Here is a 24,011-nt window from a genome sequence, read left to right as displayed (position 1 = left end):
AATTGCCAAAAGAAATAGATCCGTTTCGTTTTGCTCATAATGGGCGAGAGCTTGAAGGGGAAATTGAACTGACATCTTTGTCACGATTGAAACCCTCTCTCTTCAATGATGCGGGTACGGTTAAGGTCAAGATGCGATTTGATATTGATCAAATCGGGACTCCCTATATGCAGGGTCAGTTTGTCACCGAGTTGTCGATGACATGTGAGCGTTGTATGGGAGAGCTGCTTTACCCAATAACAATAGAAACATTGTTGGGTTTGGTAAAACATGAACGCTTAGTCAGTAAATTATCTGAGCAATACGAGCCTTGGATAATTGATGAATCGGAGTTTGTGAACCCTGCTGATGTTGTGGAAGATGAGTTAATTTTGGCACTTCCCCTAGTGCCTAAACATGATTTTGATTGTTTGCCGAAAGAGGTATGGCAATCTGGGGACGAAGAGGTAGGGGAGAAACCTGAAAAACAGGCATCTCCGTTCGCAGTATTATCTGCATTGAAATCAAAAAAATAATTTTGAATTTTTAAAAGGCTTAGGAGTTTTTAGTCATGGCTGTTCAACAAAACAAAAAAAGTGCATCACGTCGTGGAATGCGTCGTTCACATGATGCCTTAACCGAAACAACATTATCTGTTGATTCAACTTCAGGTGAATTACACCGTCGTCATCATGTGTCAGCTGATGGCTATTACCGTGGTCGTAAAGTTGTTGCGGATAAAAGCGAATAAGGCATAAAAACAATTGAGCCTGACGATATCAATTGATGCAATGGGCGGGGATCACGGACCTCAAGTCGTGATCCCCGCTGCCATATCAGCATTAAAAAAACATCCGGATGTCACATTAATTCTTGTCGGTGATGAACAAACAATTCATTCTCACCTGCAAAAAAATAATGTAGATAACGAACCCCGCTTAATTGTTCATCATGCTTCACAGCAAGTAGAGATGGATGAGTCACCATCGCAAGCATTACGCGGGAAGAAAGATTCTTCTATGCGTGTAGCGATTAACTTAGTTAAAGAGGGGCGAGCAGCCGCTTGCGTAAGTGCAGGTAATACTGGTGCATTGATGGCAACAGCCAGATTTGTACTAAAAACATTACCAGGTATCGAAAGACCGGCTATCGTTTCAGCTTTACCAACAATGAAAGGACATACCTATGTGCTGGACTTGGGGGCAAATGTTGATTCGAGTGCTGCACATTTAGTCCAGTTTGCCTTAATGGGCTCTGTTCTCGCTGAACTTGTGGATGGTAAAGACAAACCTAAAGTCGGTTTGCTCAATATCGGTTCTGAAGAGATAAAAGGTAATGAACGGGTAAAAGAAGCATCACGCTTGTTAGAGCAGACTGATCTTAATTACATTGGTTATGTCGAAGGTGATGGTTTATACCATGGTGAAGCCGATGTGCTTGTTTGTGACGGTTTTGTCGGTAACGTTGCTCTAAAAACCAGCGAAGGCGTCGTTCATATGATTCGTCATTATTTACGGCAATCATTTTCGCGTAATTGGCTCACTAAATTAGCAGGTTTAATTGCTTCACCTGTCTTAAAACATTTCCGTAATGAGTTAGATCCCCGTGCCTATAACGGTGCAAACCTGATTGGTTTGCAAGGTATCGTGATTAAAAGTCACGGTGGTGCCGATGAGTTTGCTTTCGCGAATGCTATCAATATTGCGATTATCGAAGCCGCTAAGGATGTACCAAAAAATATAACCAAACACCTGGAAGTGTTGCTGGAAGGACAAGTATTGTGATGTATTCTCGTATCGCGGGTACTGGCAGTTATTTGCCAGAAAAAGTACTCAGCAATCATGATCTTGAGTCTATGGTCGAAACCAGTGACCAATGGATTACTGATCGGACGGGAATAAAAGAACGTCATATTGCTGCCGAGAACGAAACCACAACAGATCTTGCATATCAAGCCTCTGTTAAAGCCATTGAAGCTGCCGGAATCACGAATAATGAGATTGATCTCATTATCGTTGCGACCACCACACCTACCCAAATATTTCCAAGTACAGCCTCATTATTACAAGCGAAACTTGATATCGCTGGTTGTCCGGCATTTGATGTACAAGCTGTTTGTACTGGATTTGTATATGCACTAACCATTGCTGATAAATTCATTAAAGCAGGCGGTGTGAAAAATGTTCTAGTGGTCGGTGCAGAAACCATCTCGCGTATTATTGACTGGTCAGATAGAAATACCTGTGTATTATTCGGGGATGGTGCCGGAGCAGTGGTTCTTCAGGCATCACAACAACCTGGCATTATTTCTACGCATATTCACTCCGATGGCAGTTTCAGCAGTTTATTACAGGTGCCAGCAGGCCCCGGTTCGGATGCTACTGATGATTCTGCTTATATCGATATGCAAGGTAATGAAGTCTTTAAGGTTGCAGTAAAAACCCTTAGCAGCATTGTTGATGAAACATTGGAAGCCAATCAGCTGGATAAAACCGCTATTGACTGGCTTATTCCTCATCAGGCTAACATTCGTATTATTGCTGCTACAGCAAGAAAGTTACAGATGTCGATGGATAGAGTGGTTGTCACTGTTGATAAACATGGCAATACCTCAGCGGCATCTATTCCTTTAGCCCTCGACGTTGCTGTTCGTGACGGTCGTATAAAACGTGGTGAAACTTTATTGTTTGAAGCCTTTGGTGGCGGATTTACATGGGGTTCAGCGCTTATTCAGTACTGATATATTCAGGGGTAATGAATGAAATCAGCTTTTGTCTTTCCCGGTCAGGGATCTCAATCTGTAGGTATGCTCGCTGAGATCGCAGCAGAATACAGCATCGTAAAACAAACATTCCAAGAAGCTTCAGATGCCTTAGCTTATGACGTCTGGAACTTGGTATCTAATGGTCCTGAAGAACTCTTAAATCAAACTGATCGTACTCAGCCAATAATGTTGACTGCTGGTATTGCTATGTGGCGTGTCTGGCAATCAGTTTCAGATATAAAACCGGCGTATTTCGCTGGTCATAGTCTCGGTGAATATACGGCGCTTGTGGCCGCAGATGCAATCGATTTTACTGATGCAGTCAAGCTGGTTGAATTACGTGGCCAATATATGCAACAAGCTGTGCCTGCTGGCGAAGGCGCTATGGCCGCTATACTGGGTTTGGAAGATGATGTGGTACGCGAGGTGTGTAATGAAGCATCAGCCGCCGGCGTTGTAGAGGCAGTAAATTTTAATTCGCCTGGACAGGTCGTTATCGCAGGTTCTGCCGAAGCGGTTAAAAAGGCGACTGAAATAGCATCTGATAAAGGTGCTAAACGTGCTCTGATATTGCCAGTAAGCGTGCCATCACATTGTGCACTTATGCAGCCAGCCGCAGAGCAATTAGCTAATAAACTCAATGAAATAGACATCCGGATGCCAACAACACCCGTTATTCATAATGCGAGTGTGACATCTGCTGTCGATGTAGATGCTATTAAATCATTGCTGGCGCAACAATTATATAGCCCGGTTCGCTGGGTCGAAACTATTCAGTGGCTTGCCGCGCAAAATGTAGATCACATTGTGGAATGTGGACCAGGTAAAGTTTTAGCTGGTTTGACTAAACGTATTGATAAGTCTCTTACCGCATTACCTTTATTTGATATAGCGACGCTTGAAAAAACTCAGCAAGCATTAGGAGAATAGAATGAGCTTAGATGGAAAAATTGCTCTGGTGACTGGAGCGACACGTGGTATTGGTAAAGCTATTGCACTTAGTTTAGGTGAGCAAGGCGCTACAGTGATTGGTACAGCAACCTCTGAAAGCGGAGCTGCAACAATCACTGATTTTCTTAAAGAGGCGAACATTAATGGGCGTGGTATCGTTCTTAATGTTACTGATGCCGATGCCATTGATAATGTGGTCACTACTATAGAAAATGAATTTGGCGCACCAGAAATTCTGGTGAATAATGCGGGTATTACGCGTGATAATTTATTAATGCGTATGAAAGATGAAGAGTGGGATGACATTATCAACACCAATCTGACACCAATATTTAAGCTGAGTAAACGTTGCCTTAGAGCGATGACTAAAGCTCGTTGGGGACGAATCATTACAATTACCTCGGTCGTTGGTGCAATGGGTAATGCTGGACAAACTAACTACGCTGCAGCAAAAGCTGGGGTCATTGGTTTTAGTAAGTCTTTGGCTCGTGAAGTGGGTGCTCGAGGTATCACTGTCAATACAGTCGCACCAGGCTTTATTGATACGGATATGACCAGTTCTTTACCAGAAGCACATAAAACGGCACTGCTTGAACAAGTGCCTGTAAAACGTTTGGGTGCACCAGAAGAGATTGCTGCTGCAGTGAGCTATCTGGCGAGTATGAATGCCAGTTATGTTACGGGAGAAACATTACATGTCAACGGTGGCATGTATATGAGTTAATGATCACTAAGTGATTATTAATTAAGAATTTTATTTTTGAGTCAAGCAAGGTAATCGCCATTTAGCTTGTCTCAATGGTGCAGGCACTATAAAATGCCTGCACATTGTTTGATGTATTAACCACCAAAGGAAATATTAGTTATGAGTGATATCGAAGCTCGCGTAAAAGAAATTGTTGTTGAACAATTAGGTGTCAACGCTGATGAAGTAACTGCGGATGCTTCATTTATCGACGACCTGGGCGCAGACTCTCTGGATACAGTAGAGTTGGTTATGGCTTTGGAAGAAGCTTTCGAATGTGAAATCCCAGACGAAGAAGCTGAGAAAATCACTACAGTTAAAGAAGCTGTTTCTTATATTAACGCACATCAGTCTTAATATAATCAAAAGCGCTTATGATAGCCGTCTAGTGTGTGAAAGCATGCTAGGCGGCTATGTCATGTATACCTGTAGGTTTGAGGGGAAAACCTGATGTCTAAAAGACGCGTTGTCGTTACTGGCCTTGGTGCTGTTACTCCAGTTGGACTAACGGTAAAAGAAAGCTGGGAAAATATTGTTGCAGGTAAAAGTGGTGTTGCACCGCTGACCTTGTTTGATGTCTCAGAATTTAGTGTTCGCTTCGGTGCAAGTGTCAAAAACTTTGATGTCACAACCGTAATTCCAAAAAAAGATGCTAAAAAAATGGATACCTTTATCCATTATGGTATTGCCGCAGCTAAAGAAGCGATTGAAGATTCTGGTTTAGTGGTGACTGATGAGAATGCTGAACGAATTGGTGTAGCCATTGGTTCAGGTATCGGCGGTTTACCCGGCATTGAGTCTGGTTATGACAGTTATTTAAGTGGTGGACCTCGCAAGATTTCCCCATTTTTCGTACCGAGTAACATTATCAATATGATTTCAGGTAATTTATCGATCATGTACGGTATGAAAGGTCCTAATACAGCCATCGTGACAGCGTGTTCAACAGGAACACACTGCATTTCAGCGGCTGGTCGTATGATTCAATACGGTGATGCGGATGTCATGATTGCCGGTGGTGCTGAAATGGCTACATCTAAAACAGGGCTAGGTGGATTTGCTGCTGCACGCGCTTTATCTACACGCAATGATGACCCTGCTGCTGCTAGTCGTCCTTGGGATAAAGACCGTGACGGTTTTGTTCTTGGTGATGGTGCTGGCGTGATTGTGCTGGAAGAATATGAACATGCTGTAAAACGTGGTGCCACAATTTATGCAGAGTTAGTTGGCTCAGGCATGAGTAGTGATGCTTATCACATGACATCGCCTTCTGAAGGTGGTGAAGGTGCGGCTCGTTGTATGGTAAACGCGATGAAAGATGCCGGCATTAATGCGGATGAAGTCGACTATATTAATGCGCACGGAACATCAACACCAGCAGGCGATGCTGCTGAAACCCAAGCCATCAAAAAAGCGATGGGTGATGCTGCTAATAATGTTGCGATCAGCTCGACCAAATCAATGATTGGTCATTTGCTGGGTGCGGCAGGTGGTGTAGAAGCTGTGTTCAGTCTCTTATCTATCCGTGATCAGGTTGCACCGCCCACCATCAATCTCGATAATCAGGATGAAACATGTGATCTTGATTATGTACCCAATACGGCAAGAGAAATGAAAATTGACGTGGCAATGTCAAATTCATTTGGATTTGGCGGCACCAACGGTACTGTCATATTTAAAAAGTTAAGTTAAGCTGAGTAAGCCGGTGATTCTGATAAATGGTCAACCGGAAACAATGCTATCAGTAGCAGACCGTGGCCTTCAGTATGGCGACGGTCTGTTCGAAACGATACCATTTCGACATGGTAGGCTTGAATACCTCAAAGAGCATACAGAGCGTTTGTTACGAGGTTGTAAACGCCTGCAGATAGACTTTAATGATATAGCAGCATTAGAGCGAGAGTTGCTTATTGTTTGCAATCAAATATCCGGTGATGGTGTGATTAAAATTATCATCACTCGAGGCTCTGGCGGACGAGGGTATAAACCACCTATAGACTCAACACCTCAACGCATCATCACTTTTCACCCTTTGCCAGATTATCCGCTCAATCATCAATCAGGTATCACTGTCCAATTGTGTTCGACGCGTTTGGCAAAAAATCCATTATTATCGGGAATCAAACATTTAAACCGTTTGGAGCAGGTGATTGCTAGAAATGAATGGGATTCAGCAGATATTGCTGAAGGATTAATGCTGAACTATGACGATGAACTTATTGAAGGAACAATGAGCAATGTATTCCTGGTCAGTGATGGCTGTTTATTCACTCCAAATCTGAATAGCTGTGGTATCGAAGGAGTCATGCGTGAGCGCATATTGGCACTAGCCTGTACTTTAGATATACCTCATGAGATAGTCACATTAACATTGGATGATCTCTATCAAGCAGATGAAGTGTTTGTCACGAATAGTCTTATCAGGGTATGGCCAGTGACTGCTCTGCATGGCACGAATAAACAATGGCCCCATGGGGATATAACAAAAAGAATTCAAAAGGCATTGGATACTGCTGAAAGCTGACATGAAAAATAATTTGTTACTCAAAACACTACTTCCAGCTCTGATTGCCGCTGGCATATGTACCTATATTGTTATTCAATATAATCGCTTCATGACGACACCGTTGAATATCTCGGAACCCGTTCAGTTTATTGTTACACCAGGCAGTAATCTGAAACGAATCAGTGAGGAGTTGTATGAGCGTAATATCACCTCAATCTCTCCCATCTATCTGCAGTTATATGGACGGGCTAACGAGTCAGCAAGCAGAATCAAGGCAGGCGAATATCAACTTTTACCTGACGATACCTTACCGGATGTACTTAACAGGTTAGTGTCAGGCAAGGTCATTATGAACTCAATGACCATTGTAGAAGGTATGACAGCACAATCCCTGGTGGATATGGTCTCAGCTAACGTTAAAATAAAACATACCTTAGAAAATCCGGATGTGGCCGCTGTGATGGCAGCATTAGGACAAGCTGATCAAAACGGTGAAGGTTGGTTTCTACCTGAAACGTATCATTTTCCAACAGATACAACAGATATTGAATTTTTAGCACGCGCTAACAAACAAATGCATGAGGTATTGGATAATGCATGGGAATATCGTGCAAAAGACTTACCCTATACATCACCATACGAAGCCTTAATCATGGCATCTATTATTGAAAAAGAAACGGCTGTAGCAGATGAGCGACCTGAAATTGCCGGAGTGTTTGTCCGTCGTTTACAAAAAGGGATGCGTTTGCAAACTGACCCAACGGTGATTTACGGTATCAGAAAAAATTTCGACGGTAATCTACGTAAAAAAGATCTGACAACGGATACACCTTATAACACATATACACGCAGTGGTTTACCGCCCACGCCTATTTGTTTACCGAGTAGGGAATCCATAAATGCCGCCCTCCATCCCGCAAGTGGAGATAGTTTGTATTTCGTGGCGACAGGGACAGATGGCAGACATATTTTTTCATCTAATCTGGCCGATCACAATAAAGCCGTAAGAAAGTATCAATTAAAAAAATGAAAGGTAAATTTATTAGCGTTGAAGGTATCGAAGGTGCAGGGAAATCTACACAAATCCAGTTCATCAAAAGCTACCTTGAGAATTTCAATAAATCAGTTATCGTTACACGTGAGCCTGGTGGGACACCCTTAGGCGAAGAAATTCGTGAATTATTGTTGCGACCAAGAAAAGACGGCATGAGTGACAATACAGAATTATTACTCATGTTTGCTGCACGTGCTGAACATATCAAGCAGGTAATTTTACCTGCTCTGGCGGCTGGAAAGTGGGTTGTTTGTGACCGTTTTGTTGATGCGACTTTTGCTTATCAGGGAGGCGGGCGAGGTATTCATGAACAACGTATATCGTCTTTGTCTGATTGGACCTTGGATGGGCTAAAAACAGATTTAACCTTATTATTTGATTTACCTGTTCAGATTGGTCAGCAGCGGGTTAACCAACGTCTTTTAGAAAAAGACCGTTTTGAACAAGAAAAGACAGACTTTTTTGAGAAAATTCGTCAATGCTACTTGGATAGAGCGGTGAATGAACCAGAGCGAATTCAAATTATTGATGCCAGCCAGTCTATTGATAATATTCAGCAGCAAGTGTCTATATCATTAAACAAGCTACTTCAATCAGTATGACCATGTCACTCTATCCCTGGCATCAAACACCCTGGCAGCATATTGTTTCACTTTATCAGGCGAAACGTATTCCACATGCTATTCTTATTCATGGCATACACGGACTAGATAACGATTTACTTGCTAGTGAACTGACAAAAAGTCTTTTGTGTTTAAGCGTTACTGAAGACTTTGATAGCTGTGGTATCTGTCATAGCTGTCAGCTATATGCAGCAGAAAGTCATCCGGATCATAGCGTTGTTGCACCTGAAGAAGCAGGTAAACAAATTAAAGTAGATCAAATCCGTCAGTTGAAAGATGTTCAATCGTTGATGCCAAAAATTTCGTCGGCGAAAACTGTCATTATCAAAAATGCTGACCAGATGAATACAAATGCTTTTAACAGTCTGTTAAAGCTGCTTGAAGAGCCCCAAGAAAACACCACACTCATTCTGGTTGCTGCATCGATGCGAAAGTTACCCATCACGATTAAAAGTCGATGCCAGACAATTTCTGTGTCAACGCCTGATCGTAGTATTGCTATAGACTGGCTCAAACAACACAGTGACTTATCTGAACAAGATTTAACTACATTGCTTAATCTGGCACATGGAGCCCCTTTGGCCGCGCTTACAATTGGTGAAGAAGGGATTGAACAGAGCAAGAGTGTATTTAGTGGCATGGCAGCATTAATGCGATGCAAGGCTAATCCAGTGCAACTCTCTGCTCAGTGGCAGTCTTTTGATCTGATGTCTGTATTACATCAGCTACAGGCAATGATACAAACCAAGCTAGTATCACTATTGGATAAACAAGAAATGCCTGAGCCTGCATTAATCAAGCATTACTGGGGGATTTCAGATTGCATCATCCATACAATGAAGTTACTATCTTCACAGAATAATCTAAATAAAACCTTACTGATGGAAGATTTGATGGTGTCGATTATGCAGCATGCTAGTCAGATTCAACAACATCAGCAATAAGCAGGTAATACGATGGCTTCTAATCCAAGAAAAGGCATTTTGTCACTGAAAATTACCGATCAAAATATGCTTTACCATTCTTACATGCCCTATGTGAAAAATGGTGGGCTATTTATCCCGACAACAAAGAGTTATCAGTTGGGAGAAGAGGTGTTTATCCTGTTATCACTGATGGATGAAGGAGAAAAATTACCTGTTGCCGGCACGATTGTCTGGATTACTCCGCGAGGAGCCCAAGGAAACCAGGCTGCAGGTATTGGTGTGCATTTCAGTGATATTGATGGAAGTGCTTCTGTTGTCAGAGGCAAAATTGAGAATTATTTAGTAGATAAACTTAAGTCTGATAAAGCCACTTACACTATGTAATTGGCTGTTACCCGATTCCTTTCCTTATTTAAGTTGTTATTGTTTTATGTATATTGATTCACATTGTCACCTTAACTTATTGGCAGATGAAGAGGGTGGCATTGATGCCATAGTCAGTGAAGCAGAGAGTCAAGGTATTGATCATATTCTGTGCATTGCCATAGACAAAAAAAGCTCCCTTGATGTTAAACATATTGCTGAAAATTTCCCTAATGTCAGTGCTAGTGTAGGCATTCACCCAAATGTTGAGGCTGATGAGCAATATAGCGTCGATGCTTTAATTGCTGAAGCGAATCACCCCAAAGTGATTGCCATTGGCGAGACGGGTTTAGATTACTTCAGAAGTGAAGGTGATCTGGAATGGCAACGCGATCGATTCAGAGTTCATATCGAAGCGGCGAAACAAACCCAAAAACCGTTAATCATTCATACACGTGAAGCGCGTGAAGATACAATGACGATTCTCGAAAACGAGAATGCCCGTGATGCCGGTGGCATCATCCATTGTTTCACTGAAAACTGGGAAACGGCTCAACGCGCTTTAGATATTGGTTTCTATATCTCTTTGTCGGGCATTGTAACGTTTAAAAGTGCAAAGGACCTGCAAGAAGTCGCCAAAAAATTACCTTTAGACAGAATTTTAATTGAAACAGATGCACCATATCTGGCACCTGTTCCTCATCGTGGCAAAACTAATAAACCTGTTTTTGTAAAACATGTCGCTGAGTTTCTCGCCGAACTGAGAGGTGATAGTGTTGAGAACATTGCGCAAGTAACAAGTCGTAATTTTAAGCAGCTTTTCCCTTCAGCAATAGCCTCTGTTTAGGTGGGGGATGATGGAGTCGTCTTTAGGTAACTGTCGATAACCGCCAGTATTCCATTTATATCGTGCTGCAACTGTGTGAAAGTCTGTCTGATAGTCTCGTTATTCTCATGCTCAGCTGCACTTTCAATGATCACGCAATCTTCGACAACTCTGGGAGCGCCAATAGCGGATGCACTTCCCTTCAATTTATGAGCAAGGCCTTTAACAGCTTGATAGTCATCTTTTTCTATAGCGAGCGAAATATCGCTTAGAGTTTGCGTGTTACTTTGCTGGAACATGACTAACATTTTTTGCAGAAGTGCTTCATCCCCTAGTAGTCGTTTCAGACTTCCATCACGATCCCATACTGTATTAAACCGCTCTCTCTCCATTGTCATCCCTTTTATTTTGAGCTTGTTTAGATGATTTATTATGGTTAAAACAGATATCCTTTGATGATATTAATATACCATCTTAGGTTATTCAGCGTAGCCCGCATTACGATGCATTATTAACGGCGCTGCAAGTGTACTATATTGGATGAACTTGGCTGACATCTTAATTTATCACGGTATCTGATGCTGTCTGCAAGATTAAGTCGAGCATGACAGGTGAAGCACCTAGATGCCGAGTCAGTGTAATGTTGATGTCCGGATAAAGTGACTTCTGAGCAGAGATTATTTCAGGAATGTCTTTAGTCACATGAGTACCAGAATTCAGAAAATAGGGCACTACGATAATTTCTTTTGCACCGGATTTTATACAGCGCTCTATACCAGTTGGAATTAAGGTCTCCGCTAACTCAAGAAAGGCAGATTCTACGATATCAAAATCATGCTCTTCACATGTTCTGATTTGCTTAGCAATATTTGTCACTTCATCATTTGATTGATGCCTGCGGCTGCCGTGAGCAATGATTAGTAATGCTTTCATTTTATTTCCTGATATTTAATTCGAACATATTATCAATAAGCGGGTTAAAAATTTCTGTGAAGAAATTAATTCGTTACTTAGAAGTCCTAGTACTCATGTTGTTCGTACAGAGAGGGTGTGATGAAACACTATATCAAGACATTATTATTGCTAGTTTTATATTCTGCAGCTGTTGTAGCTGAAGACGAGCCTGATAAACAATGCTTGCAGATTTCGAGTCTAACGGGGGATTATTTTGCACAACGTTTAGAGGGCAAAACTATGGGGGAGATGCAACAAGCAACACCACCAGAATTTATGCATACAGAGTTTTTCAGAATGATTGATTTGGCGATAAACCTCGCATTTACGTTTCCTGAGTCACAAACAGAAGAGCAGGTAGAACAAGCGGTTTATGATAATTGCTTACAGCATAAAGATCATTAATAGTGCATTTCACTTGAACGATGCTTATGGCAGCGGGTGACAAGATTTCTGCCTAAGCGGAACTGACTACCTTCGTCACCACAGGTCATGCAGGATTTTGCAGAGCGCATTTGTGCCTGTTTAATAATCTCACTAATATCTTTGGTGCCATTAATCACGTCACAAATGATTCTTCCCTGATGTTCTTCAATAAAAACGATTCTCGGTAAGAACATACGTTGACGATGTTTTTTGTTGATAGCTTGTGCTTCATCTTCAATAGCTGCACACATGGTGAAGACAAGATCAAACCAGCCTGACGGTATATTGATTTCATGCTGGCGACCCAGCGTGATTGGACACCGCAATTTTAAGCGGGCTATTTGGGCTTTTTTCATAGCGTGGGTATCACAGTTATGTTACTTATCATCTCATCACTTAGACATACGCATCATGAAAAAAGATTCTGTCATTTTATAATTCAATAGCCAGAATACTGCCCGTGTATTACACCGACACGGGCAGTTTATTTTTTAACCTATCCGACGGTACTTGATACGCTCTGGTTGATGATCTTTACCAAAACGTTTTGCGTAATCTTCCGCGTATTCACTGTAGTTACCTTCAAAGAAGACGACAGATGAATCACCTTCATAGGCAATGATATGTGTGCAGATGCGATCCAGGAACCAGCGATCATGCGATATCACCACCGCAGAGCCTGGAAAGGCCAGAATGGCTTCTTCAAGTGCCCGTAAGGTTTCCACATCAAGATCGTTGGTCGGTTCGTCGAGTAATAACACATTGCCACCAGACTTGAGCAGTTTTGCCATATGCAATCGGTTACGTTCACCGCCCGATAAGTCTTTGACGAACTTCTGCTGATCCGAGCCTTTAAAGTTGAAACGGCCACAATAAGCACGTGATGGAGTTTGATAATTGCCGACAGTGATAATGTCAGCACCATCAGAAATTTCTTCAAATACTGTTTTTTTACCATCCAGCTCACGTGACTGATTCACATAAGCCAATTCAACAGTGCTGCCGATTTCTATCTCTCCAGAATCAGGCTGTTCTTCACCTGAAATCATACGGAATAAGGTCGACTTACCCGCACCATTAGGGCCGATAATACCGACGATAGCACCTGCAGGAATGGATAAGCTCAGGTCTTCAAATAACAATTTCTCGCCATACGACTTCGTGACATTTTTCAGTTCGATAACTTTATCGCCGAGACGTGGACCAGGTGGAATATAGATTTCCTGTGTTTCATTACGTTTTTGGAATTCACGCGAATTCATTTCTTCAAATGATTTCAAACGGGCTTTAGATTTAGTCTGACGACCTTTAGCACCTTGTTTGACCCACTCCAGCTCCGCTTTAATCGCTTTTTGATGGGAAGCTTCTTCTTTTGCTTCTTGCTGCAAACGCTGATCTTTCTGTTCAAGCCAGGAAGAATAGTTACCCTCGTAAGGAATGCCACGACCGCGATCCAGTTCCAGAATCCAGCCAGCCGCATTATCAAGGAAGTAGCGATCATGGGTGATAGCAACAACAGTACCTGGATATTCTTGTAAGAAGCGTTCAATCCAGGCAATAGATTCTGCATCTAAATGGTTGGTAGGCTCATCAAGCAGGAGCATATCAGGATGATCGAGCAATAAACGACATAATGCCACTCGGCGACGTTCACCACCAGATAAGACCGACACAGGCGTCTCCCATGCTGGAAGACGTAAGGCATCAGCGGCACGTTCTAAGGCATTATCGAGATTATGCCCATCTTTGGCTTGGATGAGATTTTCCAATTCAGCTTGTTTTTTTGCCAAGGCGTCAAAATCAGCATCAGGATCCGCATAGGCGGCATAAATAGCATCAAGTTCATCCAGTGCGCCTTTGACGTCAGAGACAGCTTCTTCAACGACTTCACGAACCGTTTTGCTATCATCAAGCTCTGGTTCTTGAGGTAAGTAGCCAATATTTAGATCCGGCATTGGGCGTGCTTCACCAATGTAGTCTTGATCGATGCCGGCCATAATACGGAGTAAACTTGATTTACCGGAGCCATTAAGACCAAGTACCCCAATTTTTGCACCAGGGAAAAAGGATAAAGAAATATCTTTCAGTATTTCTCGTTTTGGCGGAACAATTTTGCCCACCCGATTCATACTATATACGTACTGAGCCATGGTTAACTTTCCAAGAATTTGACGTGATAAGAAGCCGAAAATTCTACCTATTCCGGCCTTAAATTGCGAGAGGGCACTCTGTTAGAAACGTTGATAAATCGACTCATATAACGATTTTTCAAATTTCATTACTGGCCAACGAGACTGTTTTTCATCGGCAGGATGAAAATTGGTCACAATCTGTACAAATAATAAGTCATGATTATTTTTTGTACGAATCTTTCCTGCCAGATTATACGTGCCATACAGTGTGCCTGTTTTTGCTTGTATCTGACCTTTTAATGGTGGTTTATTAACACTGCTGCGAAATGCTAGCGTACCACTTTCACCCGATACCGGAAGGTCGTTTATTAAGCCTAACTCGGGATGTTTGAAAATATACGACACGACTTGTATCAATTGTTCTACGGACAGTCTGTTATTTCTCGATAAACCTGAACCATCGACTAACATCGCATGACTTAAATCGATATTCGCTTGTTGTTTGAGGATATGTTGTAACGCTGCGATGCCGTTTTCATAGCTGCCTGCCTGTTTATAAAACACATGACCCATGGTTTTTAAGAGATTGTCAGCAATAAGATTATCTGAGTGTTTAAGCATCTCCCTGACCAGAGTGTCTAAAGACGCTGATTGATGTTCAGTAATCACGGTTCCGGTTTTATTGTCATCCCTGACTATCTTCCCCTTAAGTTGAATACCGGCTTTTTTTAATGCATCTTCAATATTGGCTTTTGCATAAGCGGTGGTATTTTGCAGGGCGAATTTTAATTTAACCGGCAGGGACGATTCATGAATACAACCACCAATTTGGTAGTGGTTTGTATTGTCAGCTAACAACTTCATCTGACAATAGTCATCGTTGGTCGGTTTGGTTTTGATGATTTGTAATGTGGAGGTATCAATATGAATCGGTTTTTTTGCTGGCAATAAAACGGAGGGTTTGCTAGCACCTGGTTTGATATATAAATTGCCAGTAGCGCAGTTTTTATCCATAGAAATACTGCTTGAAGGGGCACTGTAACAAACACCCAGATTGTCCCAGGGCAATCCGATAGCACGCTCATAATCATCAAATGTCGAGCCATTAATATAAATATTACCTTTGATAACAGATTGGCTGGAGCGAAGTGACTGAAATAAGGCATCTAAATCATCAGAGCTGAAGTCAGGATCGCCACTAAACCGAACAATCAAATCATCCTTATGACGTTCAAGACGTGTAACAAAACGAAAGTCATCTTTAAGGTACAGTTTTGCTGCTAATGCGGTCACTAATTTCTGCAAACTGGCGGGAGGCTGTAATTGATCAGCGCGTTGAGCTACCAGTGTTTTCCCTGTCTTCATATCAATTAGCTGAAATGCAACATCGGTCGCTTTAGGTGTGTTTTTATTGGCTAAGCCATCAACCGTTAGCGTTGCTGCAGACAGGTTAAAGCTACTGAACAACACAAGCAAGGCAGGTAATGTGACTAGACGTTTGAGCATGCAGATATCCTGATAGAGTGAATGACGCATTGTGAGCGCTGTCGGTGCAGATATTCAAGTGGGGAAGGGAATAAATAGTTTAGTATTTGAAACGATAACCAATCCCTTGCACGGTAATAATAAAACGGGGCTGCATAGGATCATCATTCAGTTTTTGGCGAAGATGACCTACCAGAATTCGTAGATAATGCGTTTCACTGACAAAATGCTCTCCCCAAATAATTTTAAGTAATTGCTGATGCGTAAGAATCCGTCCCGGCGTTACTGCGAGCTGATACAACAGTTCAAACTCCTTACGTGACAGATGGATAGCTTCATTATCTAACCAGACTTCATGGCTTTGTGTATCAATTGTTAAATTATCGAACTGTATTCTGGCTTGAGTGCTAGGTTGATTGTCATTAATCCGAATCAGTGCGCGAACTCTTGCCATTAATTCACTGATGCCAAAAGGTTTGGTAACGTAGTCATTGGCGCCCGTATCAAGTGCCCTGACTTTTTCATCTTCGCTGGCTCTGACTGATAAAACGATGATAGGGATTTGAGAACGCTTTCTTAGTTCTTTGATGACTTGTTGACCATCTCTGTCTGGCAAACCTAAATCAAGAATGATGAGGTCAATAGGCTGCTTGCCTGCTAACTCAAGTCCTTCTGCGGCATTTGTTGCAATAATAACCGTATATGACTGCGCTTCAAGACTGATTCTGAGGAACTGTCTGATCTGTGCTTCATCTTCAATGATAAGAATGGTTTTTGCAGTGATATTCATTTTTCAGGGCCATAAACAACAGGATGTTTGGGCAGGGTGATATGCATGATTGTGCCACCTGACGGATTGTCTAACACGGTAATATTACCGCCATGTGCGGCAATCATCCCTTTCGATATGGCCAACCCCAATCCTGTGCCTGTTTTGGTTTGGGAATCACCATGGGCTACGCTGTAAAACATATCAAAGATTTTTTCTTTTTCTTGATCAGCAATACCCGGACCGTTGTCAGAAATATCGATTTCAATGCAGCTTGTTGTCAGTCTGGCTGCTAAATGGATTTGTCCCCCGATCGGAGTCACTCTCGCTGCATTATCGAGCATATTGACTAGGGCTTGTTCAATGAGCAGACCATGGACCCAGATGATAGGCATATTGTCCTGAATATCGATTTCAATATGCCGCTTATCCAATTCATCACGAAGCCGATACAAAGCACCTGCAGTGATATCTTTGATATCGACCCAGTCTCGTTTTAATGTGACTTTGCCCTGACCGAATCGTGTCATATCCAATAAGTTTTGAATATGCCGATCCAGTCGTTGCGATTCATCCAAAATAGTGGTCAGCAGTTGCCGTTGATCCTGCTGAGACAGTTTTTCATGATATTCGAGTAAGCTCGAAGCTGAACCAATGATTGAAGATAGTGGTGTTCGAAGATCATGTGAAACGGAAGATAATAGGGCGGAACGTAACTGTTCTGTTTCAGATATCAGCCGGGTTTTTTCCAGATCTTCAGCGAGTAATGTCCGCTGTAAGGCTAATGCTGCAAGGTTCGAAAAAGTATGTAAGGCTGATGATTGCGATTCAGACTGCAGTTTGGATAGATAAATCAGTGCCAGTGTTTTGTTGGCCGATCTTAAACTGAAAAACTGACCTTTTATACTTAAGTCATTCTCTTTCTCATGCTGCCAGACGTTATTCACTATTTCATCATCAGGTACTGACAGTGTGGAGGGTGTGTACACGAACTGTTGTTGATGTTTTTCAATAAAACAAAATGGGGTGGATGTTGTGTGTTCAACAGCCTGCTTTAAAAGACTCATAACTTCCTGACTTGTGGCAGCGGATGTCATTTTCTGGCTGAAAGAAAAAAAACGATGTTGACGATCAAGCGCCTGCTTTGAATCTGTAATAGCCAGGCGCATTTTTGATGCCAAATTCCCAGTGATCAGACTCACAGAAATAAATAAAAGTAAGGTCGCAAAATCATGTTTGTGAGTGATATCAAGGGTATAAAAAGGTTCAGTAAAAAAGAAGTTGAAGACAACAAAACTTAATGCACTGGCGAAGATGGCCGGACCAAGCGCTGTTTTGGCTGAAATAAACACCGTACCAGCCATAAAAAGCAGTAGAAAACTAGTATGAGGCAGCCACGGAGTAAGTAGCTCCGTAATCAGGCTGATACCAATAACGGTCAACGTAGCTAGCAAATAACTTGTTCGAGGTGAATTGGTTTTATTAATGTTGAACACGTTAAACATCCGTTGCTGGGGTATTTTTTATATTATTTTTACAATGTCGTTATATCTGCAAGGCATAATGCCGTTAACTAAATCATCATGCTGGATAGAAACACTTGTTAATTGATTTTCGTTTGTCGTTGCTATTGGTTTCTTGTCACAGTCAGTCACAAAAAAGGGTAGTTAATCTATGCATTGGCGAGCCATTCTAAGACTATTTGGTATCTTATTGATGTTCTATAGTCTGAACTTCGTGCCATCCATCATAGTATCGCTCTATTACCATGATGGCGAGCTGAATGTCTTCTTGCTATCCATGTTATCTGTCATCGCTATCGGACTAGTATTGTGGCTGTTGAACCGAAATCAGCGGCAAGAGCTTTCAGTTCGGGATGGTTTTCTCGTGGTGACGCTGTTTTGGATTCTATTAGGACTGGTCGGTGCCTTACCGTTTCTTTTTGGTTTACATCTGGATTTGACCGATGCCGTATTTGAATCAATATCCGGTTTTACCACAACCGGGGCAACGGTTATTACTGGCCTGGATCAATTACCTCAGTCAATTTTGTATCACAGACAGCAAATACAATGGCTTGGTGGTATGGGGATTATTGTACTTGCAGTAGCGATCATGCCTTTACTCGGTGTCGGTGGTATGCAGCTTTATCGAGCTGAAACATCAGGGGTTGCAAAGGATGAAAAGCTCACCCCCAGAATTGCTGAAACAGCACGTTCTTTATGGATTATTTACCTGATTCTTACAAGCCTGTGTGGTGTTGCTTACTACTTAGCTGGCATGACTATTTTTGATGCAGTTGGCCATGCTTTTACTACTGTAGCAACCGGTGGTTTCTCAACCCATGATGACAGTCTTGGTTTTTATAACAGCCCGCTTATTGAACTGATCGCGATTGTATTTATGCTGGCAGGTGGCGTTAACTTTGCTGTGCATTTTATTGTTTTCAGAAAAAAATTACTTTCTCCTTATGCTAAAGATCCTGAAGTCAGAACCTATGGTTTAGTGTTTTTATTTGCCAGCTTGTTTGTTGCGGCGAGTCTTTACCTGTCAAATGCTTATGGCTCCGTTTCTGAGTCCCTGCGTTATGCAGCTTTTCAGGTTGCCTCAGTACTGACCAGTACCGGATTTGGTACCGCTACCTTTGCCAGTTGGCCTCTGCATATTCCTCTGATTATGGTGATTTTGTCATTTACCGGTGGCTGTGCCGGTTCGACAGCGGGTGGTGTAAAAGTGATGCGTGTGATGTTGTTGGCCAAGTTGGGTTTAAGACAGTTATTCCATCTAGCGCATCCCCGAGCGGTGGTTGTTGTCAAACAAGGTGAAAGAGCCGTCTCAGAAGAAGTGTTGTATTCAGTCTGGGGCTTTTATGTGTTGTATATCGTCACATCGCTATTCCTGACCGTTGCGATGATGGCGGCAGGATTAGACCTGGAAAGTGCATTTGGAGCCGTGGTCGCCACGATAAATCTATTGGGACCGGGGCTGGGCGAGGTGGCCGTTAACTTTGTCAGTGTTAATGACATGGTGAAGTGGCTTGGGGTCTTCGGAATGTTAGCAGGTCGATTGGAAATCTTTACCTTGCTTATCTTATTTATTCCCGCTTATTGGCGCCACTGATAGCAGAGGAAAAACGATGAAAATTATTATTTTGGGTGCAGGCCAGGTTGGTAGCTCGACGGCTGAGAGTCTGGTGAATGAGGGTAATGATGTCACTGTCGTTGATACTGACAGTTACTTACTCGAGCGTATTCAGGATCGTCTGGACATTCGTGCGGTTAATGGACATGCCTCATCACCGGAAACATTAGTAACAGCAGGAATTGAAGATGCTGACATGTTAATCGCCGTCACGCAGAATGACGAAATTAATATGGTAGCTTGTCAGGTGGCCAGTGCTTTGTTTAAAACCCCCAAAAAACTGGCGCGAATTCGTGCTTCTGATTATGTTGAATATCCTGCCTTATTTTCACCTGAAGCCTTCGCTATTGACGTCATTATCAGTCCGGAACAATTGGTTACAGCTTATCTTCAACGTTTAATTGAGCAACCTGAAGTATTACAGGTTGTGGAATTTTTTGATGGCAAGGCACAACTTGTTGCAGTAGAAGTCAGTGAGCAAAGTCCGATGGCGGGCCAGCCCATCAGTAAGTTACTGGATATTTTGCCTGATATAAAAATGCGTGTTGCTGCTATTTTTAGAAATAACGAAGTTATTCAGGCTACAGGCAAAGTGGCGTTACAGCCAGGTGATGAGATTTTCTTTTTAGCACTGACTCATCATATTTCTAAACTGGTTAAAGTATTTCGTCATGCATACAAAACCTATGAACGTATTCTGATCGCCGGTGGCGGTAATATCGGTCGTCAACTTGCCAAACGAATTGAATCTAATCATAAAATTAAAATCGTTGAGTCTAATCCCAAGCGAGCACGCTTTATTGCTGAGGATTTGAAAAAGACGGTTGTTTTACATGGTGATGCGGGCGATGCCAATTTATTAAAAGAAGAGAATATCAGCAAGATAGATGTCTTCTGTGCTGTAACCAATGATGATGAAGTCAATATTCTGTCAGCCATGCTTGCCAAACGAATGGGCGCGCGAAAAGTCATTTCGATCATTGGTAAAGCGAGTCATGTCGAGCTGGTCAGAGGTACCAGTATCGACTTGGCTATTTCACCAGCGCAAATCACTATTGGTAGTCTGCTGACTCATATACGTAAAGGTGATGTGGTGACAGTGCACTCACTTAGACAAGGGGCCGCTGAAGCTATAGAGGTTATCGCTCATGGCGATTTCAATACATCAAAAGTGGTTGGCCGGCATATCGAGCAAATCAAACTACCACCCAGTGCTTCTGTGGCAGCAATCTTACGTGAAGGTGAAGTATTGTTTTCAGATAAGTCATTAGTTATCGCGCCAGATGATCACTTGATTATCTTTATTTCTAACCAGCGCGATATCATGTCCGTTGAGAGGTTATTCCAGGTCGATTTTAACTATTTAATGTAGTCAGCAATAATTTGTGCCAACTGCTTCACATATTCTACGATCAAAGGAAAAATTCCTAAGTCTGTTATTCGCTTTTTAACGGTAGAGTTTTAATGTTTTTGGGAAATATTTGATAGTTGGTTCAGCGGTTGGCAGAGGCAATGTAAGGTTTATATTAAATGATGATTTACCATCTTCATTAAACGCAGTCGTTTTATAACAGCAGAATTAAATCACCGACTATACAATTACTTTCAATGGTTTAAATCAAAATTTAAAATTTTCAAATTGAAATGCGTATGCATTATGCATATTTTTGCTTTTACGATTATTTGCAATTAATAAATAAATCTGTTTTTAATAGGTCGAGTTCCAATACTGGATAAATAAGTTTCATCAATTATTAACCCTTATTAAGAAGAGGAAAAGGATGTCATTAAGCTCAGAGTCAGGTTCCTATATTTCAGCTAGAATCAGTGAATATAAAATGCCTCCCCTGAAAGATATGCTTGTTATGGGTAAAGATGCACCAATAGGTTGTATTGCAATGAAACGTGCTTTGGATCTGCTCGTTAAAACACCATACGAACATATCGAAGTAGAGGATGATGTCATCGGTGATATCTTGATTCGCCAGTCCTTATTAAGGAGAATCAGCAAAGAGCAATTAATGGATTTTGTTCTGACTCATACAAAATCACTACTAGGTTCAGACGAAGTACTTCATATCGAACTTAATATTGATGTGCATTTATCAAGAATAAAATGAATACGCTATTTGCAAAGGATTGTTTACAAACGGATTCGATTCAGTACGTACTGGATGAAGATCGACCAAGAAAGATTGATAAGAATACTATTTTCGCCGTTTTTAGTGAATCTCCTCATAGTGGCAAGTTTTGTGGTTTGGTCACACTTCAGGAAGTATCAAAACATCCTGACTGGATATTCGCTGATTTGTGTAACAGATCATCTAACATTTTTGTCACGCCTGAAACACCAATAGAGCAAAGTCTGGCCATGCTTGATATCAATGGTCAGGATTTATTACCGGTTATTGAACATGAACGTTTTACTGGTGTTATCACACGTTCAGGAATATTTGAACAAATCGTCAATAGAAAACAGCATCTCCTTAAAGAATCTCATACTTCACTCGAAGAGATTGAAGAAGAGCATAAACAGTTGCTTTCATGGTCAAACCGACTGGAAGAACTTCATGACCGTTCTCGTGACTTATTAGCTTGTCTAGCGACAATTTCTGCTGAGCCAGAAGTGAAATTCCAAGGTATTAAAGCGCTAGCCAAAATTGTTCAATGCCATTCTGCATCGGTTCAGCTTATTGATAACAATTATTCAATTACTGATACAACAGGCATTGGCTTTACTGCTGAACAGTTATCCATTTTTCATCAATGCTTGTCATTACACAAGAATATCCTGCCAAATAAACCACAATTACTGAATGAATTATGTGCCGAATGCCAAGAAGGGCAGCATAATCTCTCTTCAGTTTTACTTGTGCCCATTAGACGTGACGCTCATACCTTTGGTTATATTCTGCTAAGCGAAAAGTTATCAGGTCAGCAATTTGATAAAAATGATGAATTATTTGCCTTAAGTTTTGCTCATACTTTGTCTCTAGCACTGGACAACGCACAAAAGCTGGAGCAAGTCGAAAAGGCAAGACATGATTTAGATTATTTAGCTTATTTTGATGCGTTAACTGGCCTACCCAATCGGTCACTATTAACAGATAGACTTCAGCAAGCAGTTAAACTCGCTGCACAGAAAAAACTCTCTCAAGCACTGTTATTTATTGATTTAGATGACTTTAAAAGGGTCAACGACTCATTAGGTCACTTGGTAGGTGATGAGCTTTTATCAGCAGTGGCTAAACGATTACCTGAAAGTTTGAGTAAAAATGACACTTTAACGCGCTTTGCCGGTGATGAGTTTGTCGTGCTGATGACCTACATTAACGAGCCCGTTGATGCAGCGAATATTGCAGAAAATATTATCAGTAGTTTTCACGCGCCTTTCATTATTGGTGAGCACGAAGTATATGTATCTATCAGTATCGGTATCGCCTTTTTTAATGATGGTATAGAGAGTGTCGATCAGGCCTTATCAGATGCGGATAACGCACTTCGTCATGCTAAAGCACTCGGTAAAAACCAATATCATTTCTTTAGCGATGATATGAATAGCTCAGTACAAAATCATTTTGAGTTAGAAAACCGTCTTCGTCGTGCCATTGTTGATAATGAACTAGAACTCTATTATCAACCCAAAATAGACATTGTCACCGGTGATACGGTGGGATTCGAAGCATTACTTCGCTGGCATAGTGTTGAACATGGAGATATTTCTCCGTCAATATTTATTCCTATTGCTGAAAAAAGCGGCTTGATTGTTTCTATAGGAGAGTGGGTGATTGATAAAGCCTGCGAACAAGCCAAACAGTGGTTGGATTCAGGCTTTCCTGCACACATCTCAGTGAACTTATCTGCTAGACAATTTTTACATACAGGAAAACCGAATAAGCTTTTTGAACTTATCGAAGCCTCTCTAAACCGTTATCAGTTACCCGCCGAATACCTTGAAGTCGAAATTACAGAAAACCTAATGATGCACCATCTAAATGAGAGTTTCTCCATATTAGAAAAACTCAAAAATATTGGTGTAAAAATATTCATTGATGATTTCGGTACCGGTTACTCATCACTCAGTTACATCAAAAAATTTCCTATCCATGCTTTAAAAATTGATAAATCGTTTATTGATGATCTCGTGAACGATGAGAATGATGCTGCTATTGTCACCGCTATCATTGCGATGGCAAAACAACTCAAATTAGAAGTCGTTGTAGAAGGCGTCGAAACCGAAGAACAGCTCGCCTTCTTTAAAGATAATGACTATGAAGTGGTGCTGCAAGGTTATTATTTCTGTGCACCTTTGCCTGCCAATGAAATTCGTTATATTTATGAATAAAGTGACTACGTCACTGACCCTG

General features: G+C 41.5%; 26 protein-coding genes. 19 read left to right on the top strand and 7 right to left on the bottom strand.

Going from position 1 to position 24,011, the window contains the following annotated elements; translation table 11 throughout:
* The first annotated feature begins 2 nt into the window (after positions 1–2).
* The 14 genes from MAMP_RS06170 (at position 3) to MAMP_RS06105 (ending at position 10,758) form a co-directional block, all read left to right on the top strand.
* Positions 3–515: a YceD family protein gene (locus MAMP_RS06170; RefSeq protein ID WP_237701194.1), complete on the top strand. Its 513-nt coding sequence runs from the start codon at positions 3–5 to the stop codon at positions 513–515.
* Between the two features lie 35 nt (positions 516–550).
* Positions 551–730: a 50S ribosomal protein L32 gene (rpmF, locus tag MAMP_RS06165; protein ID WP_007145145.1), complete on the top strand. Its 180-nt coding sequence runs from the start codon at positions 551–553 to the stop codon at positions 728–730.
* 13 nt (positions 731–743) lie between these two features.
* Complete coding sequence (plsX, locus tag MAMP_RS06160) at positions 744–1,763, top strand: phosphate acyltransferase PlsX (RefSeq protein ID WP_007145144.1); 1,020 nt, start codon at positions 744–746, stop codon at positions 1,761–1,763.
* Positions 1,760–2,719 carry a beta-ketoacyl-ACP synthase III gene (locus tag MAMP_RS06155; RefSeq protein ID WP_040576217.1) on the top strand — a complete coding sequence of 320 codons (960 nt, stop codon included), beginning with the start codon at positions 1,760–1,762 and terminating at the stop codon, positions 2,717–2,719. The genes plsX and MAMP_RS06155 overlap by 4 nt, the downstream gene beginning before the upstream one ends.
* Positions 2,720–2,737: 18 nt before the next feature.
* Positions 2,738–3,673, top strand: coding sequence for an ACP S-malonyltransferase (gene fabD, locus MAMP_RS06150; RefSeq protein ID WP_007145142.1), 936 nt, complete (start codon positions 2,738–2,740; stop codon positions 3,671–3,673).
* A 1-nt stretch (position 3,674) separates the two neighbouring features.
* Positions 3,675–4,418, top strand: coding sequence for a 3-oxoacyl-ACP reductase FabG (gene fabG / locus MAMP_RS06145; protein ID WP_007145141.1), 744 nt, complete (start codon positions 3,675–3,677; stop codon positions 4,416–4,418).
* Positions 4,419–4,559: 141 nt separating this feature from the next.
* Complete coding sequence (gene acpP / locus MAMP_RS06140; protein ID WP_007145140.1) at positions 4,560–4,796, top strand: acyl carrier protein; 237 nt, start codon at positions 4,560–4,562, stop codon at positions 4,794–4,796.
* A 93-nt stretch (positions 4,797–4,889) separates the two neighbouring features.
* On the top strand, positions 4,890–6,131 hold the full coding sequence (gene fabF / locus MAMP_RS06135; protein WP_007145139.1) for a beta-ketoacyl-ACP synthase II: 1,242 nt from the start codon (positions 4,890–4,892) through the stop codon (positions 6,129–6,131).
* Positions 6,132–6,144: 13 nt separating this feature from the next.
* On the top strand, positions 6,145–6,963 hold the full coding sequence (gene pabC / locus MAMP_RS06130) for an aminodeoxychorismate lyase (RefSeq protein WP_040576216.1): 819 nt from the start codon (positions 6,145–6,147) through the stop codon (positions 6,961–6,963).
* Position 6,964: 1 nt separating this feature from the next.
* Positions 6,965–7,975 carry an endolytic transglycosylase MltG gene (gene mltG / locus MAMP_RS06125; RefSeq protein WP_007145137.1) on the top strand — a complete coding sequence of 337 codons (1,011 nt, stop codon included), beginning with the start codon at positions 6,965–6,967 and terminating at the stop codon, positions 7,973–7,975.
* Positions 7,972–8,601, top strand: a complete 630-nt coding sequence (tmk, locus tag MAMP_RS06120) for a dTMP kinase (protein ID WP_007145136.1) — start codon at positions 7,972–7,974, stop codon at positions 8,599–8,601. Before mltG ends, tmk begins: the two co-directional genes overlap by 4 nt.
* Positions 8,598–9,566: an ATPase involved in DNA replication gene (locus MAMP_RS06115; protein ID WP_007145135.1), complete on the top strand. Its 969-nt coding sequence runs from the start codon at positions 8,598–8,600 to the stop codon at positions 9,564–9,566. The genes tmk and MAMP_RS06115 overlap by 4 nt, the downstream gene beginning before the upstream one ends.
* A gap of 12 nt (positions 9,567–9,578) precedes the next feature.
* Positions 9,579–9,932 carry a PilZ domain-containing protein gene (locus MAMP_RS06110; protein WP_007145134.1) on the top strand — a complete coding sequence of 118 codons (354 nt, stop codon included), beginning with the start codon at positions 9,579–9,581 and terminating at the stop codon, positions 9,930–9,932.
* Between the two features lie 46 nt (positions 9,933–9,978).
* Complete coding sequence (locus tag MAMP_RS06105; protein ID WP_007145133.1) at positions 9,979–10,758, top strand: TatD family hydrolase; 780 nt, start codon at positions 9,979–9,981, stop codon at positions 10,756–10,758.
* Here MAMP_RS06105 and MAMP_RS06100 read toward each other — a convergent pair.
* Both MAMP_RS06100 and MAMP_RS06095 read right to left on the bottom strand, forming a co-directional pair.
* Positions 10,755–11,129 (bottom strand): Hpt domain-containing protein, encoded by a 375-nt coding sequence (locus MAMP_RS06100; RefSeq protein ID WP_007145132.1) that lies wholly within the window; start codon positions 11,127–11,129, stop codon positions 10,755–10,757. The genes MAMP_RS06105 and MAMP_RS06100 overlap by 4 nt on opposite strands.
* Positions 11,130–11,295: 166 nt before the next feature.
* Positions 11,296–11,670, bottom strand: coding sequence for a sirohydrochlorin chelatase (locus tag MAMP_RS06095; RefSeq protein ID WP_007145131.1), 375 nt, complete (start codon positions 11,668–11,670; stop codon positions 11,296–11,298).
* 120 nt (positions 11,671–11,790) lie between these two features.
* On the opposite strand from MAMP_RS06095, the gene MAMP_RS06090 reads away from it, so the two are divergent.
* Complete coding sequence (locus MAMP_RS06090) at positions 11,791–12,096, top strand: hypothetical protein (protein WP_007145130.1); 306 nt, start codon at positions 11,791–11,793, stop codon at positions 12,094–12,096.
* On the opposite strand, the gene MAMP_RS06085 is transcribed toward MAMP_RS06090, so the two are convergent.
* The 5 genes from MAMP_RS06085 to MAMP_RS06065 all read right to left on the bottom strand — a co-directional run bounded on the left by MAMP_RS06085 (position 12,093) and on the right by MAMP_RS06065 (position 17,999).
* Entirely contained in the window at positions 12,093–12,473 is a 381-nt protein-coding gene (locus tag MAMP_RS06085; protein WP_007145129.1) for a hypothetical protein, read from the bottom strand. The genes MAMP_RS06090 and MAMP_RS06085 overlap by 4 nt on opposite strands.
* A 135-nt stretch (positions 12,474–12,608) precedes the next feature.
* Positions 12,609–14,267 (bottom strand): energy-dependent translational throttle protein EttA, encoded by a 1,659-nt coding sequence (gene ettA, locus MAMP_RS06080; protein WP_007145128.1) that lies wholly within the window; start codon positions 14,265–14,267, stop codon positions 12,609–12,611.
* Between the two features lie 81 nt (positions 14,268–14,348).
* Positions 14,349–15,755 (bottom strand): D-alanyl-D-alanine carboxypeptidase/D-alanyl-D-alanine endopeptidase, encoded by a 1,407-nt coding sequence (gene dacB, locus MAMP_RS06075; protein ID WP_007145127.1) that lies wholly within the window; start codon positions 15,753–15,755, stop codon positions 14,349–14,351.
* Positions 15,756–15,834: 79 nt separating this feature from the next.
* Positions 15,835–16,524, bottom strand: coding sequence for a response regulator (locus MAMP_RS06070; RefSeq protein ID WP_007145126.1), 690 nt, complete (start codon positions 16,522–16,524; stop codon positions 15,835–15,837).
* Positions 16,521–17,999: a sensor histidine kinase gene (locus MAMP_RS06065; RefSeq protein ID WP_007145125.1), complete on the bottom strand. Its 1,479-nt coding sequence runs from the start codon at positions 17,997–17,999 to the stop codon at positions 16,521–16,523. Before MAMP_RS06065 ends, MAMP_RS06070 begins: the two co-directional genes overlap by 4 nt.
* 178 nt (positions 18,000–18,177) lie before the next feature.
* On the opposite strand from MAMP_RS06065, the gene MAMP_RS06060 reads away from it, so the two are divergent.
* The 4 genes from MAMP_RS06060 to MAMP_RS06045 all read left to right on the top strand — a co-directional run bounded on the left by MAMP_RS06060 (position 18,178) and on the right by MAMP_RS06045 (position 23,989).
* Positions 18,178–19,623, top strand: a complete 1,446-nt coding sequence (locus MAMP_RS06060; protein ID WP_007145124.1) for a TrkH family potassium uptake protein — start codon at positions 18,178–18,180, stop codon at positions 19,621–19,623.
* A 16-nt stretch (positions 19,624–19,639) separates the two neighbouring features.
* Positions 19,640–21,016, top strand: coding sequence for a Trk system potassium transporter TrkA (trkA, locus tag MAMP_RS06055; RefSeq protein ID WP_007145123.1), 1,377 nt, complete (start codon positions 19,640–19,642; stop codon positions 21,014–21,016).
* A gap of 409 nt (positions 21,017–21,425) precedes the next feature.
* Complete coding sequence (locus MAMP_RS06050) at positions 21,426–21,764, top strand: type 2 periplasmic-binding domain-containing protein (RefSeq protein WP_007145122.1); 339 nt, start codon at positions 21,426–21,428, stop codon at positions 21,762–21,764.
* The gene (locus MAMP_RS06045; protein ID WP_007145121.1) at positions 21,761–23,989 is read left to right on the top strand and encodes an EAL domain-containing protein; all 2,229 of its coding nucleotides are present in this window, start codon (positions 21,761–21,763) and stop codon (positions 23,987–23,989) included. The genes MAMP_RS06050 and MAMP_RS06045 overlap by 4 nt, the downstream gene beginning before the upstream one ends.
* The last annotated feature ends 22 nt before the right edge of the window (positions 23,990–24,011 follow it).

The organism is Methylophaga thalassica MP, assembly GCF_000214595.1.
Lineage (GTDB): Bacteria > Pseudomonadota > Gammaproteobacteria > Nitrosococcales > Methylophagaceae > Methylophaga > Methylophaga thalassica.
Note: the sequence above shows the minus strand (reverse complement) of the source record. Positions and strands in the feature narration are given on the sequence as shown.

Coding starts and splice junctions, on each gene's coding strand:
- fabF (WP_007145139.1), top strand. CDS start 4,890: ATGTCTAAAAGACGCGTTGTCGTTACTGGCCTTGGTGCTGTTACTCCA.
- mltG (WP_007145137.1), top strand. CDS start 6,965: ATGAAAAATAATTTGTTACTCAAAACACTACTTCCAGCTCTGATTGCC.
- ettA (WP_007145128.1), bottom strand. CDS start 14,267: ATGGCTCAGTACGTATATAGTATGAATCGGGTGGGCAAAATTGTTCCG.
- MAMP_RS06100 (WP_007145132.1), bottom strand. CDS start 11,129: ATGGAGAGAGAGCGGTTTAATACAGTATGGGATCGTGATGGAAGTCTG.
- MAMP_RS06050 (WP_007145122.1), top strand. CDS start 21,426: ATGTCATTAAGCTCAGAGTCAGGTTCCTATATTTCAGCTAGAATCAGT.
- MAMP_RS06070 (WP_007145126.1), bottom strand. CDS start 16,524: ATGAATATCACTGCAAAAACCATTCTTATCATTGAAGATGAAGCACAG.
- rpmF (WP_007145145.1), top strand. CDS start 551: ATGGCTGTTCAACAAAACAAAAAAAGTGCATCACGTCGTGGAATGCGT.
- acpP (WP_007145140.1), top strand. CDS start 4,560: ATGAGTGATATCGAAGCTCGCGTAAAAGAAATTGTTGTTGAACAATTA.
- MAMP_RS06045 (WP_007145121.1), top strand. CDS start 21,761: ATGAATACGCTATTTGCAAAGGATTGTTTACAAACGGATTCGATTCAG.
- MAMP_RS06115 (WP_007145135.1), top strand. CDS start 8,598: ATGACCATGTCACTCTATCCCTGGCATCAAACACCCTGGCAGCATATT.
- fabG (WP_007145141.1), top strand. CDS start 3,675: ATGAGCTTAGATGGAAAAATTGCTCTGGTGACTGGAGCGACACGTGGT.
- trkA (WP_007145123.1), top strand. CDS start 19,640: ATGAAAATTATTATTTTGGGTGCAGGCCAGGTTGGTAGCTCGACGGCT.
- MAMP_RS06060 (WP_007145124.1), top strand. CDS start 18,178: ATGCATTGGCGAGCCATTCTAAGACTATTTGGTATCTTATTGATGTTC.
- MAMP_RS06105 (WP_007145133.1), top strand. CDS start 9,979: ATGTATATTGATTCACATTGTCACCTTAACTTATTGGCAGATGAAGAG.
- MAMP_RS06085 (WP_007145129.1), bottom strand. CDS start 12,473: ATGAAAAAAGCCCAAATAGCCCGCTTAAAATTGCGGTGTCCAATCACG.
- MAMP_RS06110 (WP_007145134.1), top strand. CDS start 9,579: ATGGCTTCTAATCCAAGAAAAGGCATTTTGTCACTGAAAATTACCGAT.
- fabD (WP_007145142.1), top strand. CDS start 2,738: ATGAAATCAGCTTTTGTCTTTCCCGGTCAGGGATCTCAATCTGTAGGT.
- tmk (WP_007145136.1), top strand. CDS start 7,972: ATGAAAGGTAAATTTATTAGCGTTGAAGGTATCGAAGGTGCAGGGAAA.
- dacB (WP_007145127.1), bottom strand. CDS start 15,755: ATGCTCAAACGTCTAGTCACATTACCTGCCTTGCTTGTGTTGTTCAGT.
- MAMP_RS06095 (WP_007145131.1), bottom strand. CDS start 11,670: ATGAAAGCATTACTAATCATTGCTCACGGCAGCCGCAGGCATCAATCA.
- MAMP_RS06090 (WP_007145130.1), top strand. CDS start 11,791: ATGAAACACTATATCAAGACATTATTATTGCTAGTTTTATATTCTGCA.